18 protein-coding genes are annotated in these 15,053 nt (G+C 64.6%); 10 read left to right on the top strand and 8 right to left on the bottom strand.

Annotated elements, in window-relative coordinates; all coding sequences use genetic code 11:
* Positions 1-2: 2 nt before the first annotated feature.
* On the top strand, positions 3-764 hold the full coding sequence (locus RJQ10_RS13400) for a YciK family oxidoreductase (protein WP_350147411.1): 762 nt from the start codon (positions 3-5) through the stop codon (positions 762-764).
* 11 nt (positions 765-775) lie between these two features.
* On the opposite strand, the gene rluB is transcribed toward RJQ10_RS13400, so the two are convergent.
* The 5 genes from rluB to RJQ10_RS13375 are packed head-to-tail and all read right to left on the bottom strand — an operon-like array spanning position 776 to position 4,797.
* Positions 776-1,660, bottom strand: a complete 885-nt coding sequence (rluB, locus tag RJQ10_RS13395) for a 23S rRNA pseudouridine(2605) synthase RluB (protein WP_350147465.1) — start codon at positions 1,658-1,660, stop codon at positions 776-778.
* A 29-nt stretch (positions 1,661-1,689) separates the two neighbouring features.
* Positions 1,690-2,427: an SMC-Scp complex subunit ScpB gene (gene scpB, locus RJQ10_RS13390; protein WP_350147409.1), complete on the bottom strand. Its 738-nt coding sequence runs from the start codon at positions 2,425-2,427 to the stop codon at positions 1,690-1,692.
* Between the two features lies 1 nt (position 2,428).
* Positions 2,429-3,274 (bottom strand): segregation and condensation protein A, encoded by an 846-nt coding sequence (locus RJQ10_RS13385; RefSeq protein WP_350147407.1) that lies wholly within the window; start codon positions 3,272-3,274, stop codon positions 2,429-2,431.
* Between the two features lie 39 nt (positions 3,275-3,313).
* Positions 3,314-3,937, bottom strand: coding sequence for an L-threonylcarbamoyladenylate synthase (locus RJQ10_RS13380; protein WP_350147405.1), 624 nt, complete (start codon positions 3,935-3,937; stop codon positions 3,314-3,316).
* Entirely contained in the window at positions 3,934-4,797 is an 864-nt protein-coding gene (locus RJQ10_RS13375) for a PHP domain-containing protein (protein WP_350147403.1), read from the bottom strand. The genes RJQ10_RS13380 and RJQ10_RS13375 overlap by 4 nt, the downstream gene beginning before the upstream one ends.
* 103 nt (positions 4,798-4,900) lie before the next feature.
* Here RJQ10_RS13375 and RJQ10_RS13370 point away from each other — a divergent pair, with 103 nt between their 5' ends.
* From RJQ10_RS13370 to RJQ10_RS13345, 6 genes are all read left to right on the top strand, one after another.
* Entirely contained in the window at positions 4,901-5,491 is a 591-nt protein-coding gene (locus RJQ10_RS13370) for an inner membrane-spanning protein YciB (RefSeq protein ID WP_350147401.1), read from the top strand.
* A gap of 7 nt (positions 5,492-5,498) precedes the next feature.
* The gene (locus RJQ10_RS13365; protein ID WP_350147399.1) at positions 5,499-5,798 is read left to right on the top strand and encodes a YciI family protein; all 300 of its coding nucleotides are present in this window, start codon (positions 5,499-5,501) and stop codon (positions 5,796-5,798) included.
* A gap of 62 nt (positions 5,799-5,860) precedes the next feature.
* Positions 5,861-6,535: a TIGR04211 family SH3 domain-containing protein gene (locus tag RJQ10_RS13360; protein WP_350147397.1), complete on the top strand. Its 675-nt coding sequence runs from the start codon at positions 5,861-5,863 to the stop codon at positions 6,533-6,535.
* Between the two features lie 36 nt (positions 6,536-6,571).
* Positions 6,572-7,147 (top strand): peptidylprolyl isomerase, encoded by a 576-nt coding sequence (locus RJQ10_RS13355; protein WP_350147395.1) that lies wholly within the window; start codon positions 6,572-6,574, stop codon positions 7,145-7,147.
* Entirely contained in the window at positions 7,144-7,923 is a 780-nt protein-coding gene (locus RJQ10_RS13350) for a pyridoxine 5'-phosphate synthase (protein WP_350147393.1), read from the top strand. The genes RJQ10_RS13355 and RJQ10_RS13350 overlap by 4 nt, the downstream gene beginning before the upstream one ends.
* Positions 7,924-7,933: 10 nt before the next feature.
* The gene (locus RJQ10_RS13345; protein ID WP_350147391.1) at positions 7,934-8,599 is read left to right on the top strand and encodes a pseudouridine synthase; all 666 of its coding nucleotides are present in this window, start codon (positions 7,934-7,936) and stop codon (positions 8,597-8,599) included.
* 3 nt (positions 8,600-8,602) lie between these two features.
* On the opposite strand, the gene RJQ10_RS13340 is transcribed toward RJQ10_RS13345, so the two are convergent.
* Positions 8,603-9,403 carry a sulfurtransferase gene (locus tag RJQ10_RS13340; protein WP_350147389.1) on the bottom strand — a complete coding sequence of 267 codons (801 nt, stop codon included), beginning with the start codon at positions 9,401-9,403 and terminating at the stop codon, positions 8,603-8,605.
* Between the two features lie 153 nt (positions 9,404-9,556).
* Between RJQ10_RS13340 and RJQ10_RS13335 the strand changes: the two genes are divergently transcribed.
* The 3 genes from RJQ10_RS13335 to RJQ10_RS13325 all read left to right on the top strand — a co-directional run bounded on the left by RJQ10_RS13335 (position 9,557) and on the right by RJQ10_RS13325 (position 12,178).
* Positions 9,557-10,060 (top strand): DUF2244 domain-containing protein, encoded by a 504-nt coding sequence (locus RJQ10_RS13335; protein WP_350147386.1) that lies wholly within the window; start codon positions 9,557-9,559, stop codon positions 10,058-10,060.
* 90 nt (positions 10,061-10,150) lie between these two features.
* A complete protein-coding gene (gene rimO, locus RJQ10_RS13330; RefSeq protein ID WP_350147384.1) occupies positions 10,151-11,467 on the top strand; it encodes a 30S ribosomal protein S12 methylthiotransferase RimO in 1,317 nt (438 codons plus the stop codon).
* A 3-nt stretch (positions 11,468-11,470) separates the two neighbouring features.
* On the top strand, positions 11,471-12,178 hold the full coding sequence (locus RJQ10_RS13325) for a 16S rRNA (uracil(1498)-N(3))-methyltransferase (protein ID WP_350147382.1): 708 nt from the start codon (positions 11,471-11,473) through the stop codon (positions 12,176-12,178).
* A 68-nt stretch (positions 12,179-12,246) separates the two neighbouring features.
* Here RJQ10_RS13325 and RJQ10_RS13320 read toward each other — a convergent pair whose 3' ends face one another.
* Together RJQ10_RS13320 and RJQ10_RS13315 are read right to left on the bottom strand one after the other, a co-directional pair.
* Positions 12,247-14,715, bottom strand: coding sequence for a TonB-dependent receptor (locus RJQ10_RS13320; protein ID WP_350147380.1), 2,469 nt, complete (start codon positions 14,713-14,715; stop codon positions 12,247-12,249).
* Between the two features lie 155 nt (positions 14,716-14,870).
* Positions 14,871-15,053 (bottom strand): peptide-methionine (S)-S-oxide reductase (locus RJQ10_RS13315; protein WP_350147378.1); only part of this gene is annotated, 183 nt, incomplete at its 5' end.

Raw genomic sequence — 15,053 nt, 5'->3', positions numbered from 1 at the left:
CCATGGACATCCACACTATCCCCGCCGACTACAGCCCGGCCCCAGACCTGCTGCGGGACAAGGTTATTCTGGTCACCGGCGCCGGTGACGGCATCGGCCGCGCCGCGGCGGAAAGCTACGCGGCACACGGCGCCACGGTCGTGCTGCTCGGTCGCACCCTGGCCAAACTGGAAGCGGTTTACGACGCAATAGAAGCCGCCGGCGGCGCCCAGCCCGCCCTGTTCCCGCTGGACCTCGCCACAGCCACCGAGGCCGACTACGGCACCCTGGCCGAGGCCCTCGAAAGCACCTTCGGGCGCCTCGATGGCCTGCTGCACAACGCCAGCCTGCTGGGGGAGCGGCGCCCCATCGCCAGCGCAAGCTGGAATGCCTGGTCGGAAGTGATGCAGGTCAACGTCAACGCCCAGTTCCTGTTGAGCAGGGCCGCGCTGCCGCTGCTGGAGCAGGCGCCGCAGGCATCGGTGATCTTTACCTCGTCCGGCGTGGGCCGCCAGGGTCGCGCCTACTGGGGAGCCTACGCGGTATCGAAGTTCGCCACCGAGGGACTGATGCAGGTACTGGCGGACGAGCTGGAGAACACCTCTCGGATCCGGGTGAACAGCCTCAACCCCGGCGCCACCAACACCGCCATGCGCCGCGGTGCCTACCCGGCAGAGACTCCCACGGAGAACCCGCCACCGGCGGCAATCATGCCGGCGTACCTGTACCTGATGGGAAATGACAGTGCCGGGGTGACCAAGCAGGCGTTCGACGCCCAGCCCTGACCCCGGCAGACTCATTTTTTTCCGGGCTTGCGCGGTGAACGCCGGCCCGGGGCGGTAGGCACCGGCCCCTTGCGCTTGCCGAACTGGCGCTCCATGACTTCCTTTTCCTTGATGGTATTGCGCTTGATCTTCTTCGGTTCCAGCCGCGCCAGCTGGTACAAGCCTTTCACTTCTTTCGGGTCCATCTCCGCCCACTGGCCCTGCTTGACCTTGGAGGGAATGAACACGTTGCCGTAGCGCACCCGCTTCAGGCGAGAAACGGTGAGCCCCTGGGATTCCCACAGGCGCCGCACCTCGCGGTTGCGGCCCTCCATCAGTACCACGTAGTACCAGTGGTTGATCCCGTCGCCGCCGCCATCCTGAATGTCGGAGAAGCGGGCGACCCCGTCATCCAGCATTACCCCCTCCAGCAGGCGCGCGAGCACGTCCTCGTCGACTGCGCCCATCACCCGCACCATGTATTCCCGCTCGATATTGGCGGAGGGGTGCATCAGGGCGTTGGCCAGTTCGCCGTCGGTGGTGAACAGCAGCAGCCCCGAGGTGTTGAAATCGAGCCGGCCGATGGAGATCCAGCGCCCGGACTTCAGTTTGGGCAGGCGTTCGAACACCGTGCGACGACCCTGCGGATCCTTGCGGCTGCAAACCTCGCCGGTGGGCTTGTGGTACAGAATGCACCGGGTCTGCTCCGCGGGGGCCGGCTCCAGAAGCTTGCCGTCAATACTGATGCGGTCGCGCTCGGTCACCCGGTCGCCCAGCGAAGCGCGCTTGCCCTCCACCTCCACGCGACCCTCTTCGATCCAGCGCTCCATTTCCCGGCGTGAACCAAGACCGGTACGGGCCAGGACTTTCTGCAGTTTTTCTCCCGCAACGACGGCTTCCCCGGGGACGGCGGCCACAGCGGAGGGGGCTTCTAGCTTGCGTTTACTCAATGGATTTGATCCGAATCGGGTGGCGATGCATTGCTGTCAGCGGCTTGCTCGGCTGACTCGTCGTCCTCTGCGCCCGCCTCAGCGGCGAGCCCCGGGACCAGGCTGAGGTCCGGTGTACCTGCCGCGGCCGACTCGCTGCCGCTGGCGTCATTGGCGGCGGATTCCAGGGGATCGTTGAACCCCAGCTCGGCATTCAGGGTTTCGAGGTCACGTATTTCGGCCAGTGCCGGCAGCTGGTCCAGGTTCTTGAGATTGAAATAGTCGAGGAACTGGCGGGTAGTCGCATACATTGCGGGTCGCCCGGGCACATCGCGGTGGCCGACCACGCGGATCCACTCGCGCTCGTGCAGGGTCTTGATGATATTGGAGCTCACCGCCACGCCGCGAATTTCCTCGATCTCACCCCGGGTAATGGGCTGGCGGTAGGCAATCAGCGCGAGTGTCTCCAGCAGGGCACGCGAGTATTTCTGCGGCCGCTCCTGCCACAGGCGGGCCACCCAGGGGGCCAGAGACTGGCGCACCTGGTAGCGGAAGCCGCCCGCCACCTCGCGCAGCTCGTAGCCGCGGTCCGCACAACGCTCGGCCGCGGCAGCCAAGGCCTCGCGGATGTCGGCCGGCGAGGGCCGCTCGTGCTCTTCAAACAGTTCTCCCAACTGGGCCGGGGTCAGCGGCCTGCCGGCGGCCAGCAGAGCGCCCTCGACGATCTGCACCAGGGTGGAATTGATCTCGGTCATTTTACTCGGACCTTGCCTTGACGTGGATCGGGCCAAAGTTCTCGGTTTGCACTATTTCCACCAGGGACTCCTTGATCAGTTCCATCACCGCCAGGAAGGTGACAACCACCCCCAGGCGCCCCTCCTTCGCCGAGAACAGCGCCACGAACGGCACGAACTGGCGACCGGAAAGCTTCTCCAGCACTTCCGACATGCGCTCCCGGGTGGACAGGGCCTCGCGCTGGATGTGGTGGCTCTCGAACATGTCGGCCCGGCGCAGGACCTCGCTGAGAGCCAGCAACAGCTCGCGCATGTCCACATCCGGGTCTGGCCGGGCCCGATTCAGGTCCGGGGGCTCGGCGCTGCCCACCCAGGTGTCCCGCTCCAGCCGGGGCAGCTCCTCGATATCCTCGGCGGCTTTCTTGAAGCGCTCATACTCCTGCAGGCGGCGTATCAGCTGCGCCCGCGGATCCTCCTCGTCATCCTCGACGTCGGAGGCCCGCGGCAGCAACATGCGGGACTTGATCTCTGCCAGCACCGCCGCCATCAGCAGGTACTCCGCCGCCAGCTCGAACTGCATGGCGTCCATGAGCTCGACATAGCGCATGTACTGGGCGGTAATTTCCGAGACGTCTATCTCGAGGATATCCAGATTCTGGCGCCGGATCAGGTACAGGAGCAGGTCCAGCGGACCCTCGAAAGCCTCCAGAAACACTTCCAGGGCCTGCGGCGGGATGTACAGGTCCCGGGGCAGCTCGGTCATGGCTTTACCCAGGACCACGGCAAAGGGCATCTCGCCCTGCTGGGGGCGCTGGCCGGCAGCGGCCTCGGTGCCTGCGGGCGGTGTTACCGGCGGCGTATCGTTCACGGGCTATCCTGTACTCATCAAGGGCGCGAGTATACCCGATCAGGAGTCAAATGGCGCCACGTCGCCCTTGCCGGCCCGCAGTACGATGGGAACTTCATCCGCCAGATCCACCACGGTGGTGGGCTCCAGGCCGCAGTAGCCGCCGTCGATAACCAGGTCGACATCGTGTTCCAGCACCTCGCGGATGTCGTAGGGGTCGATCAGCGGAAACTCGTCGTCCGGCATGATCAGGGTCACGCTCATCATGGGCTCGCCGAGGTCAGCCAGCAAAGCCATCGCGATGATGTTGTCGGGAATGCGCAGGCCAACGGTCTTGCGCTTGGGATGCATCAGCCTTCGCGGCACCTCGGAGGTGGCACGCAGGATGAAGGTGTAGGGCCCCGGGGTGCTGGCCTTGAGCCTGCGATAGACGGTGTTGTCCACCCGGGCGTAGTTGGCAATGTCCGAGAGGTCGCGGCAGACCAGGGTGAAGTTGTGGCGGTCGTCCAGGCGCCGGATACGGCGAATCCGGTCCAGCGCCGCCTTGTCGCCGATATGGCAGCCGAGCGCGTAGGCGGAGTCAGTCGGGTAGACCACCACTCCTCCGGCGCGAATGATGTCCGTGGCCTGGCGAATCAGCCGTGCCTGCGGGTTCTCCGGGTGAATCTGGAAAAACTGGCTCACAGCGCATCTCCTGGTGAGCGGATAGCGGGCAGCCAGCGCTCCCATACGCCACGCAGACTGCCCAGGTGGCGCAATTCTACACCCAGTTCCGGGCCCCAGGGGCTGTCCCGGTGAAAATCACTGCCAAGGGATACCTCCAGGCTGCACTCCAGCGCCAGCCGGCACAGCTGCCGGGTCTGCTCCGGTGTCTGCCGCCCATTGACCACTTCTACCGCCTCCCCGCCCGCCTCCTTGAAGTCTGCCACCAGGCGCTGCAGCTTGCTGCGGGTCAACTTGTACTTGAGGGGGTGGGCCAGTACCGCCACTCCGCCGGCGGCCACGATCCACCCGGTTACCTCCGCCAGCGTCGGCCAGAAGGCCTTGACGTCCCCCGGCTTGCCCCGCCCGAGGTAACGGTCGAAAGCCGTCCCGACATCGGCGACATATCCCTGCTCCACCATCCAGGCGGCGAAATGCGGCCGCCCCAGCTGGCTGTCGCCGGCTTCCAGCCGCGCGCCCTCCAAAGCGCCTGGAAATCCCAGTTTCGCCAGCCGCTCCGCAATCACCCGGCCGCGATCAACCCGGGCCGCTGCCAGTCGGGCCACGCCCTGTTCCAGCACCGGATGGGCGCAGTCCACGCCCAGGCCGACCACGTGAATGGTTGCACCGGACCAGACACAGGAGAATTCCAGCCCGGCCAGGAGACTCATTTCGCCTTCGCAGGGGCTATAATGGGCCGCCGCAGCCCGGTAACCCGCCACGGTATCGTGGTCGGTTATGGCAAACAGGCGTATACCCCTGCTGCGGGCGCGGTCCACCAGCTGCTCGGGGCTGAGGGCACCGTCCGAGGCGGTGGTATGGGTGTGGAAGTCAATCAGCACAAACTCTACACTCCGTGATCGCTGCAACTGTCAAGGCCCGCTACCGGCCCGGCAGACCCGAGCCGAATGTGCATCCTAACATGCTGGAGCAAGGTCGTTTTTCATGAGACAACTGCTGGAATTCATTCCCATCGCGCTGTTCTTCATCGTCTACCAGATGGATGGCGACACCGTGAGCCTGTACGGCTGGAGCCACACAGTAGACGGTATTTTCTCCGCCACCGCGGTGCTGATGATCGCGACCGTGATCCAGATCCTCGCCACCTGGGCACTGACCCGGCAGCTGGAGAAGCGACTGCTCTGGGTTGGCATCGCCGCCTGCGTCTTCGGCGCGGCAACCCTGTTGTTGCGCAACGAAATGTTCATCATGTGGAAGCCCACCATTTTCAACTGGGTGCTGGCGCTGGTATTCGGCGCCTCCCAGTTCGTCGGCGAGCGCAACCTGATGGAGCGCACCCTGGGCAGCCAGATACAGCTGCCAGCGCGAATCTGGGCCCGCCTGAACCTGCTCTGGGTTGCCCACTTCACCGTGGTGGGTGGCCTCAACCTCGTGGTGGCCTACGGCTACAGCGAGGCCACCTGGGTCAGTTACAAAATGTATTCCGCCATACTCTTCACCGTGATCCTGACCGGGTTGACCGCCTGGATAGTGGCGCCTCACCTGAAAGAACAACCCGCAAACAACCAGGAGTGATCCCCGGATGCTTTATGCGATTCTCTGCGAAGATATCGACAACAGCCTGCCCCTGCGCCAGCGCGCCCGCCCGGCACACCTGGACCAGATCCAGCAACTGGTGGACGAGGGGCGCCTGCTGGTCGCGGGGCCGCACCCGGCACTGGACACCGAGGACCCCGGCGAAGCGGGCTTCACCGGCAGCCTGATCATTGCCGAGTTCGACAGCCTGGAAGCGGCTACCGCCTGGGCCGACTCGGATCCCTATGTCGACGCCGGCGTTTTCCGCCGCGTTGTCGTCAAACCCTACAAGCGTGTGCTGCCCTGAAGCAGCACCAGCGTGATAGACTCGCGAACCCCGTGTTCGACCCCAGTCAGAAGGAAAGTGTTTTGCAGTACGCCCTGATTACCTCCCTTTTGCTCCTCCTGCTCTCGACCTCCGCGCAGGCGCAAGAGACCCGCTATATCAGCGACACCCAGTACATCCCCGTCCGCAGCGGCGCGGGCAACGAGTTCCGTATCCTTCACCGCGGCATTCCCTCCGGCACCCGGCTGACGGTGCACCGGGTTTCGGAAAATGGCGAATGGTCCGAAATCACTACCGCGGACGGCACCAGCGGCTGGGTCCGGACCCAGTACCTGATGGCAGAAACCCCCGCCAGGAACCAGATCGATCAGGCCCTGGCGAAAGCGGCACAACTGGCAGCGGAAAACGCTGAGCTGTCCACCGAGCTCGCCGACCTGAAGGCCGTGCGCGAGGAGCTTGAGGGAGACGTGGACAACGCCGACGAAACCCTGCAAACACTGACCGAGGAGCTGGCGCAGCTCAAGCAGATTTCCGGCCGCTCGCTGCAACTGGACGCTGACAACCGGCGGCTGACAGAGGAAACCGAGAACCTGCGCGCCCAGGCCGATATGCTCGGCGCCGAGAACCAGCGCCTGCAGGAGAGCCTGCGCAGCAGCGCGTTCCTGGACGGCGCTCTGGCGGTGCTGCTGGGAGTTGTCATCGCCGTGGTGGCACCCCGCCTCTGGCCCAAACGTCGACGCAATGATGGCTGGGGCTGATAGCTGCCGGCCAACCCGCAACGAGAGGAATTGACCATGTTACGCACCCTGAGCCTGGCTCTGCTGTTCATGCTGCCCCTGACCGCTGCTGCGGCGGAGGAAACCCCGCTGCCCAACCCCGAGGTGGTGATCAAGACCAACGAGGGCGACATCACCCTGCGCCTGTTCCGGGACAAGGCACCGGTGACCGTGGCCAACTTCCTCGCTTACGTCGATGCCGGCCACTACAACGGCACCATTTTCCATCGCGTTATTCCCAACTTCATGATCCAGGGGGGCGGCTTCCTGCCCGACATGACCGAGAAGGAAACCGGCGAACCCATTGTCAACGAGTCCCGCAACCGCCTGCACAACGTGCGCGGCACCATCGCCATGGCCCGCACCGCCGATCCCGACTCCGCCGCAGCACAGTTCTTCATCAACCAGCGCAGCAACCTGCAACTGGACTGGTCACCGGGACAGGAAGGTTACGCGGTCTTTGGCGAGGTGACCGATGGCATCACGGTGGTCGACTATATTGCCTCCAGCCCGGTACAGGTGACGAATGGCCACCGCGACGTGCCCAGCGAGCCCATCGTGATCCGGGAAATTGTCCGCAAGTCGCTGCTATGACCGCTCTCAGTGTCAATCTCAACAAGATCGCGCTGATCCGCAATTCGCGGGACACCCGCAATCCGGATATCCCGAGGCACGCGCAAATCTGCATCGACGCGGGGGCCGACGGCATCACCGTCCACCCCAGGCCCGACCAGCGCCACATCCGGGTGCAGGACTGCCACGACCTGGCCGGGATGCTGAGCGTGGAGTTCAATATCGAAGGCAACCCGATGACCGGCCCGCGCAGGAGTGACCGGCCGGGAGTCAGCGACTACCCGGGATTCATGGCGCTGGTCAGGGAAATCCGCCCGGCCCAGTGCACCCTGGTACCCGACGGCGACAACCAGCTCACTTCAGACCACGGTTTCGACCTGAGGCGTGACGGCGACGCGGTAGCGCCCCTGGTTGCGGAACTCAAGGCTCTGGGCATCCGCACCAGCCTGTTCATGGACCCTGACCCGGAGCAAATCCGCCTGGCCGCCCAGACCGGTACCGACCGCATCGAGCTGTACACCGAAAGCTATGCCCGCGCCTTCGCCACCGGCCAGGATGTGGAAGCGGTGCTGCGGCGCTATATCGAGGCCGCCGAGGCCGCTGCAGATGTCGGGCTCGGGGTAAATGCCGGCCACGATCTGGACCTGCACAATCTGCCGCTGTTCACCCGGGTCCCGGGGCTGCTGGAAGTGTCCATTGGCCACGCCCTGACTGTGGATGCCCTGAGCACGGGCCTGGGTCGCGCCGTTGCCGCCTACCAGCGCGCCCTCGGCAAGACCGTTGCCGGCTCCGCCTGAGCGGAACCGCATGGACGATGAACTGCCGCCCTACCTGGTTCCCCACAGCCAGGAGCCCATCAGAATACTGTACCGGGATGCGCACCTGCTGCTGGTGCGCAAACCCCACCTCTTGCTCAGTGTTCCCGGCCGCCACCCCCTCAACAAGGACTGCCTGGTAACCCGGTTGCAGCAGGATTTTCCCGGCGCCAGCATCGTCCACCGGCTGGATCTCGACACCTCCGGAATCATGGTGGTACCGCTGGACAAGCCCACCCACGCCCATATCAGCCGCCAGTTCCAGGAACGGCTGGTGTACAAGCAGTACGAGGCGGTGGTCTGGGGTGTGGTGGAGGCGGACAGCGGTGAAATCAGCCTGCCCATTGTCTGCGACTGGGAGCGGCGGCCACTGCAGAAGATCTGCCATGAGACCGGCCGCGAGGCCATCACCTGGTTCGAAGTACTGGAGCGCGGCACCGACCGCACCCGGCTGCAGCTGACTCCGCAGACCGGCCGCTCACACCAGTTGCGCATTCACTGCCGGGAACTGGGTCACCCCATTCTCGGCTGTGACATGTATGCCCACGAGGCAGCCCTGGCACTGTCACCGCGGCTGCTGCTGCACGCGACCGAACTGGGCTTCACCCATCCTGTCACCGGTGCCTGGCTGCAGGAGGAGTGTCCGGCGGATTTCTGAGTCTCAGCTCGCCGCCGGCAAATGGCTACACCAGTCCGACCAGCTGCCCGGATAAAGCAGCGCTTCTTCATCACCCAGCTGCGCGAGAGCATAGAGATTGACGCAGGCGGTGACCCCCGAACCACAGTAGACGATGCGCTTTACCCCATCGGGAACCGCGGCAAAATGTTCCGCGAGGGCCGTCGTATCACGCAGCCTGCCGCTGTCGTCGCTGACCCGCTGCCAGGGCACGTTGAGCGCACCGGGGATATGGCCGGCCACCGGGTCGATCGGCTCTTCAACGCCGGCGAACCGGCGGGGCTCCCGCGAGTCCAGCAGCACCGCCCCCGCGGCCTGCAGTTGCCGCAGGTCTTCAATATCACAATAACCGCGATAGTCACCCACAGCCGGCGGCGGGCAGGGCTGCGGTACCGGCACCGCAGTGGAAGGCGCGCCACCCGCGGCGAGCCAGCCCTGATAGCCGCCATTCAGCAGTCGGGGCGGACGGTAGCCCAGCGCCCGCATCAGCCACCAGAGTCGGGCGGCGAAGGCGAAACGGGAATCGTCGTAGGCAAGCACCGGGGTCTCCAGACCGATACCCAGCGCGGCGAGCCTCGCCGCCAGCTTGTCCGGAGCGGGCAGCGGATGGCGGCCACCGTGGCGCCCAACCGGCCCGGAGAGATCCTCTTCCAGATGCAGGTAATGGGCTCCGGGGATATGGCCCGCCAGGTATTGGCCTTGCCCGGCAGCGGGCTGGCCAAGCACGAACCGGCAGTCAATGATCACCGCGTCCACCGGCGCGGACAATTCAGCAGCATCCAACACAGGCCACGCCTCCCCGTTCTCCGTCAATGAACCGGCAGTTTAGCGGCCTGCATCGGCCGGCGCGAGCGGGATTGATTTTGAACACAAGCCGGACAGGGCTGCCTGCGGCCGGCGACTGTACTAGAATCAGGGAAATATTCCGGAGCTCACGCCGTGGTCATCCACAGCACCGATGGCGACACCGTTACTATCGTCGCGAAACCCAACCAGTCCGCAACCTGGCGCAGCAACCAGCTGGTCATTCTTGCATTGTCGGTGCCCTCCCTGGGCGCCGCCGTCGGCTTTGCCCTGGCCGGCGCCTGGCCGATCCTGCCCTTCGCCGGGCTGGAGCTCAGCGCCCTCGGAGCCTCACTGTACTACGTGAACTGGAAACTCCAGTACCGTCACGTCATTACCCTCGGCCCCGACGCCGTGCGCATCGACAAGGGTTTCTACCTGCCCCGCCACAGCTGGACCTTTGCCCGCACCGGCACTGGCCTCAGCGTGGAGCCCGCGCGCCACCCATGGGATGCCCCCGCTCTCAGCCTGCAGTGCGGCGGCGAGCGCATCAGCGTCGGCGAATTCCTCAGTCGCGACGACGGACTGCTCCTGCAGCAGCACCTGCGCCAGCAACTGCGCGTGCTGGGCTACAGCGAACGCGCCAGTCACGCTTTCTGACGCACGCCCTGCGGCGGTCCCACGGAGACATTGGGTGATTGGCCCGGCACCTGTATAATCGCCGACCCTGCTCAGCCCCGGAATAGCGCCATGTCTCGCAACAAAGTCGGCTTCGTCAGCCTGGGGTGCCCCAAGGCCCTGGTTGATTCCGAACGGATCCTGACCCAGCTCAAGCTGGACGGCTACGACATCGTACCCAGCTACCAGGATGCCGAGCTGGTAGTGGTCAACACCTGCGGTTTCATCGACAGCGCCAAGCAGGAGTCGCTGGACGCCATTGGCGAAGCGCTGAGCGAGAACGGCCGGGTGATCGTGACCGGCTGCATGGGCAAGGGGGCCGATGCCGAGTCCATCCTGCAACTGCATCCGAAGGTCCTCAGCGTCACCGGTCCTGCCGCCTACGAGGAAGTGGTCAGCGCCGTGCACCGGTACGTGCCTCATACCCAGGTGCACGACCCCTATATCGACCTGGTACCGCCCCAGGGGGTCAAACTGACCCCGCGCCACTATGCCTATCTGAAGATATCCGAGGGCTGCAATCACCGCTGCAGCTTCTGCATCATCCCGCACATGCGCGGCGACCTGGTGAGCCGGCCTATTGGTGAAGTGATGGAAGAGGCGGAGCGCCTGGTCAGGGCCGGAGTCCGCGAGCTGCTGGTGATTTCCCAGGACACCAGCGCCTACGGGGTGGACCTCAAATACCGCACCGGCTTCTGGAACGGGCGGCCGATGAAGACCAGCATGCAGTCGCTGTGTGAAGGTCTCGCTGAGTTTGGCATCTGGGTAAGGTTGCACTATGTCTACCCCTACCCTCATGTGGACAATGTGCTGCCGCTGATGGCAGACGGCAAGATTCTTCCCTACCTCGACATTCCCTTCCAGCACGGCAGCCCCAGTGTGCTGAAGCGGATGAAGCGGCCAGCAGCTGCGGAAAAATCACTGGAGCGCATCCATCGCTGGCGCGAAATCTGCCCTGACATCACACTGCGCAGCACTTTCATCGTGGGCTTCCCCGGAGAGACTGATGCCGACTTCGAGATGCTGCTCGATTTCCTGCAGGAAGCACAACTCGACCGGGTGGGCTGCTTCCAGTACTCCCCTGTCGCCGGCGCACCCGCCAACGACCTGCCGGACCAGGTACCGGAGGCGGTGAAGCAGGAGCGTTGGGACCGGTTCATGACCCTGCAACAGGACATCAGCGCTGCGAAGCTGCAGGCCAGGGTGGGCCGCACCATCGAGATCCTGATTGACGAGGTGGACGAGGAAGGGGCCATCGGCCGCTCTACGGCGGATGCTCCCGAAATCGACGGCAAGGTGTACCTGGACGGGATTACCGACCTGCAACCGGGAGATTTTGTCGAGGCCGAGGTCACCGCTGCCGACGACTACGACCTCTGGGCAGGCTGACAGTTGAACCTGCTGCTGTTCGCCCCGGGCGAATGCACTGCCGATGGACGCCTGTGCCTGACCGACCGCCGTGCCACACACCTGCGCCAGGTGCTCCAGGCGAAGCCCGGTGACGAGGTGCAGGTGGGCGCAATAGGCGGCAGGCTCGGCCGGGGTACCATCACCGCCATCGACAGGCGCAGTGCCGAACTGCTGGTAACGCTGTCCAGTCCGCCGCCGGCCAAACTTCCGGTAACTCTGCTGCTGGCCCTGCCGCGGCCGAAAATGCTGCGCCGTATCCTGCGCGCGGCCGCGGAGTCCGGTGCCGCCGAGATTCATCTGCTGAACAGCTTCCGGGTCGAGAAGAGCTACTGGCAAACGCCGGTGCTCGCCCCCGCCACCATCCGTGATTACCTGCTACAGGGTCTGGAGCAGGCCCGCGACACCCTGTTGCCGCCTGTACACCTGCACACCCGCTTCAAGCCCTTCGTGGAAGACCAGCTGCCCGACCTTCTCGCCGGCCGCGACGCCCTCCTCGCCCACCCCGGCGACGCTCCCATGGCGCCCACGGGGCTCCAACGGGACACGGTACTGGTGGTCGGCCCCGAGGGTGGCTTCATTCCCTACGAAGTGGAGAAACTGTTGGCAGCGGGTTGCCGCCAGGTATCGCTGGGGCCGCGCATCCTCCGCGTGGAAAACGCCATCGCGGCGCTGCTGGGGCGGGCTGTCTGAGAGCTTTCATGGAGCGACGCTGGGCGCGGAAGCGGCGCCCCCGCGCGGAATCGCCAGCAGGTCCGTTCTTAGAAGCGGTACTGGATCTCTGCGCCATACATCCGCGGGGGTGCGACCGCGAAACCACCGGTTCCGGATGACTCCACCAGCGCGATGCCGCCGTTGATGTAGTCCTCGTCGGTGAGGTTGGTGCCATAGAGTGCCGCACTCCAGCGCTCGTCCGTCGACAGCCAGCTGAGGCGGGCGCTGAGTTCAAACTGCTCGTCCTCGAACCAGATGCCGGTGGTGCAGCTGAGGGCATCAAAGCAGAATTCCATGTCGAACTTCCAGCTCGCCTGGATCCTGGGCACGAAGGTGCCATAGGCGGTTTCCAGGTTGTACTGGGCCGACAGCAGGTAACTCTGGTCGGCCAGCCGCGGCAGGTTTTCCGCGGAGCGGTCGTTGGGGCAGGAGTCCACCTGAAGCAGGCTCAGGTTCGCGCGCACGCAGCCAGGTGCCGGGGGCGCGGAGAGGTCGGCGATGGTGATCTGCTCGTCCATGAACTCCTTGATCTCGCCGTCGGTGATGGTGGCGTTGAAACCAATGATCAGGTTGTCCGTCGCCAGCCAGGTGCTCTCCAGCTCAAATCCCTTGATAGTGGACTCCGCGGCATTGATGGTGGCCGGGGACGGTGAATTCACCTCCGGGTTGATAACCAGCGTGGTGAGCTGACGATTGGTGTAATCCGTGTAGAACAGGGCCCCGTTCAGACGCAGGCGGCGCTGCAGCAGGTCCAGCTTGAAGCCGAGCTCGATGTTCTCCACTTCCTCCGGCTCGAAGCGTTCCAGTTCCCCGGTGGGTGATTCGGACAGGCCGCCGGAGAGGAAGCCTTCGCTGTAGGTCAGGTACAGACTGCCCTGGTCCAGCCAGCTGTTTTCACCGATCAGGTACTGGATGCTGGCCATCGGCGTGACATCGTTGTTGGAGACCTTGCGCTGCCGCACACCCGCCTCCACCAGCGTGAACCCCGGGTTGTACTCGAAGCCGGGGCGCTGGACCACAAACAGCCCGCCGCCCACGGGAGTGGCCGGACCGCCGTTGAGGTCCAGGGTGGACGGGTCGATCGCCAGGTCCTGGATCTTCAGCTCGCGGCTCTCGTCGGTGTAGCGCAGCCCCAGAGTCGCCCGCCACTGGGGATTGAATTCCCACTCCAGCTGGGCGTAGGCGGCGACGGCATCGTTGTTGGCGGTCTGGGTGTCCGGGGAAATGTTGAGAAAGAACAGGTTGGCGATTGCCGGATCAAAGGGCCCCAGGAAGCTGATGCTCTGGCGCCCCTTGCTCTCCTCTTCGAACCAGTACAGGCCGGTAACGTATTGCAGGCGGTCATCAAAAGCGCTGCCGATCAGCTGGAACTCCTGGCTGTACTGGTCGCTCTCGCCGGCGCCGCCCTGCGGGTGCACGGTATTGGTCCGGTGCAGAAAGGGGATTCCGGTGTGATCGAGCTCGTCGTTCTGCGAGGCCTCGGTGTAGCGGTAGCCGCTGATGCTCTTCAGGGTCAGGTCGGGATTCAGCGCCCATTCCGCCACCAGCGATGCACCCCGGTTTTCCGCCTTGTATTCACCTCCCAGGTCGGAAATGATCGTGCGCGGATCGCCGCCACCCGCTTTGGCCGAGTCATCACAGAAATCTGCCAGGGTGCGCCCCGTGGCGGGAACAATGGCGATCGTGTTGAACAGGGCAGCCTGCCAGCCATTGGCCCCCTCCACATTGATACACTTCTGGGGCCGCATGCGCTGGTCTGTATCGGCCCAGTTCAGGTTCAGGTCCAAAGTGAGATCGTCGCTGGCGACCCAGCGGGTCTGCCAGATCAGGCTCTGCCGGTCCTCGTCCATGTAGTCCTTGCCGTCGAACAGGTTCTCGATATGGCCATCGCGCTTGCGGGTGACGCCGGAGAAGCGGGTCCACAGGGTGTCGGTCAGCGGCAGGTTGAGGACAAATTCCGTATCCATTCGGTCGTAGTTGCCGACCCGGAAACCGACCGATCCCTCGAACTCCTCTACGGGTTTGTTGGTGGTGAAGACCAGGGCGCCGCCGGTGGTGTTCTTGCCGAACAGGGTGCCCTGGGGACCGCGCAGCACCTGCACCGACTGGATGTCGTTGAGATCGAGCAGCGCCCCGTCGGGGCGACCGAGGTAGATGTCATCAATATAGATGCCAACGCCGGAATCGATATTCTCGCCGGTGTTGCGCTGGCCGACACCGCGAATATAGACGCTCGCCAGCGGCGCCGAGCCGTTGGCCTCCACCACATCGATATTGGGGGCCAGGCTATTCAGGTCCGCCAGGTTGCGGACACCGGCCTCGCGCAGGCCCGCTGCGTCCAGTGCCGTCACCGCCAGCGGAGTCTCCTGCAGGCTCTCCGCACGCTTGCGGGCAGTGACCAGCACTTCCTCCAGCACCATGCCCTGCGCCAGCACCGGGAGCGGCACCGCACTCGCCAGTGCGGCGGCGACCGCGATGGACAGAACTGACGAAGAACCCGCAGCATGCTTCAACATCGACCGTACCTCTCTGCTTATTGTTATTTATCGAATGCGCCCGTTACTAACGATGATTAGTCTCGATTAAAGCAGTCTTTCCCATATCGCGGCAAGGCGGCAAATTACCGGGATCGAAGCTGTCCGATCCGGCTTCCCGCTTTTACGGTGCTGGTTCAACTTTCACTACCGGTGACCAGACCGACCGGACAGGACACGCCCGTACCACCGAGGCCACAGTAGCCGCCCGGATTCTTCGCCAGGTATTGCTGATGGTACTCCTCGGCATAGTAGAAGGGCGGGGCGGGCAGGATCTCGGTGGTAATAGTGCCGTAGCCGCCACGATCCAGCGCCTGCTG

The organism is Haliea sp. (genome assembly GCF_040222615.1).
Taxonomy (GTDB): domain Bacteria; phylum Pseudomonadota; class Gammaproteobacteria; order Pseudomonadales; family Halieaceae; genus Haliea.
This window is presented reverse-complemented; position numbering and strand designations above follow the sequence as displayed.

Bases quoted from the DNA above. Each gene is read 5' to 3' on its own strand.
- RJQ10_RS13350 (WP_350147393.1), top strand. From the start codon at position 7,144: ATGACCGCTCTCAGTGTCAATCTCAACAAGATCGCGCTGATCCGCAAT.
- rimO (WP_350147384.1), top strand. From the start codon at position 10,151: ATGTCTCGCAACAAAGTCGGCTTCGTCAGCCTGGGGTGCCCCAAGGCC.
- RJQ10_RS13345 (WP_350147391.1), top strand. From the start codon at position 7,934: ATGGACGATGAACTGCCGCCCTACCTGGTTCCCCACAGCCAGGAGCCC.
- RJQ10_RS13320 (WP_350147380.1), bottom strand. From the start codon at position 14,715: ATGTTGAAGCATGCTGCGGGTTCTTCGTCAGTTCTGTCCATCGCGGTC.
- RJQ10_RS13355 (WP_350147395.1), top strand. From the start codon at position 6,572: ATGTTACGCACCCTGAGCCTGGCTCTGCTGTTCATGCTGCCCCTGACC.
- RJQ10_RS13370 (WP_350147401.1), top strand. From the start codon at position 4,901: ATGAGACAACTGCTGGAATTCATTCCCATCGCGCTGTTCTTCATCGTC.
- RJQ10_RS13400 (WP_350147411.1), top strand. From the start codon at position 3: ATGGACATCCACACTATCCCCGCCGACTACAGCCCGGCCCCAGACCTG.
- scpB (WP_350147409.1), bottom strand. From the start codon at position 2,427: ATGACCGAGATCAATTCCACCCTGGTGCAGATCGTCGAGGGCGCTCTG.
- RJQ10_RS13365 (WP_350147399.1), top strand. From the start codon at position 5,499: ATGCTTTATGCGATTCTCTGCGAAGATATCGACAACAGCCTGCCCCTG.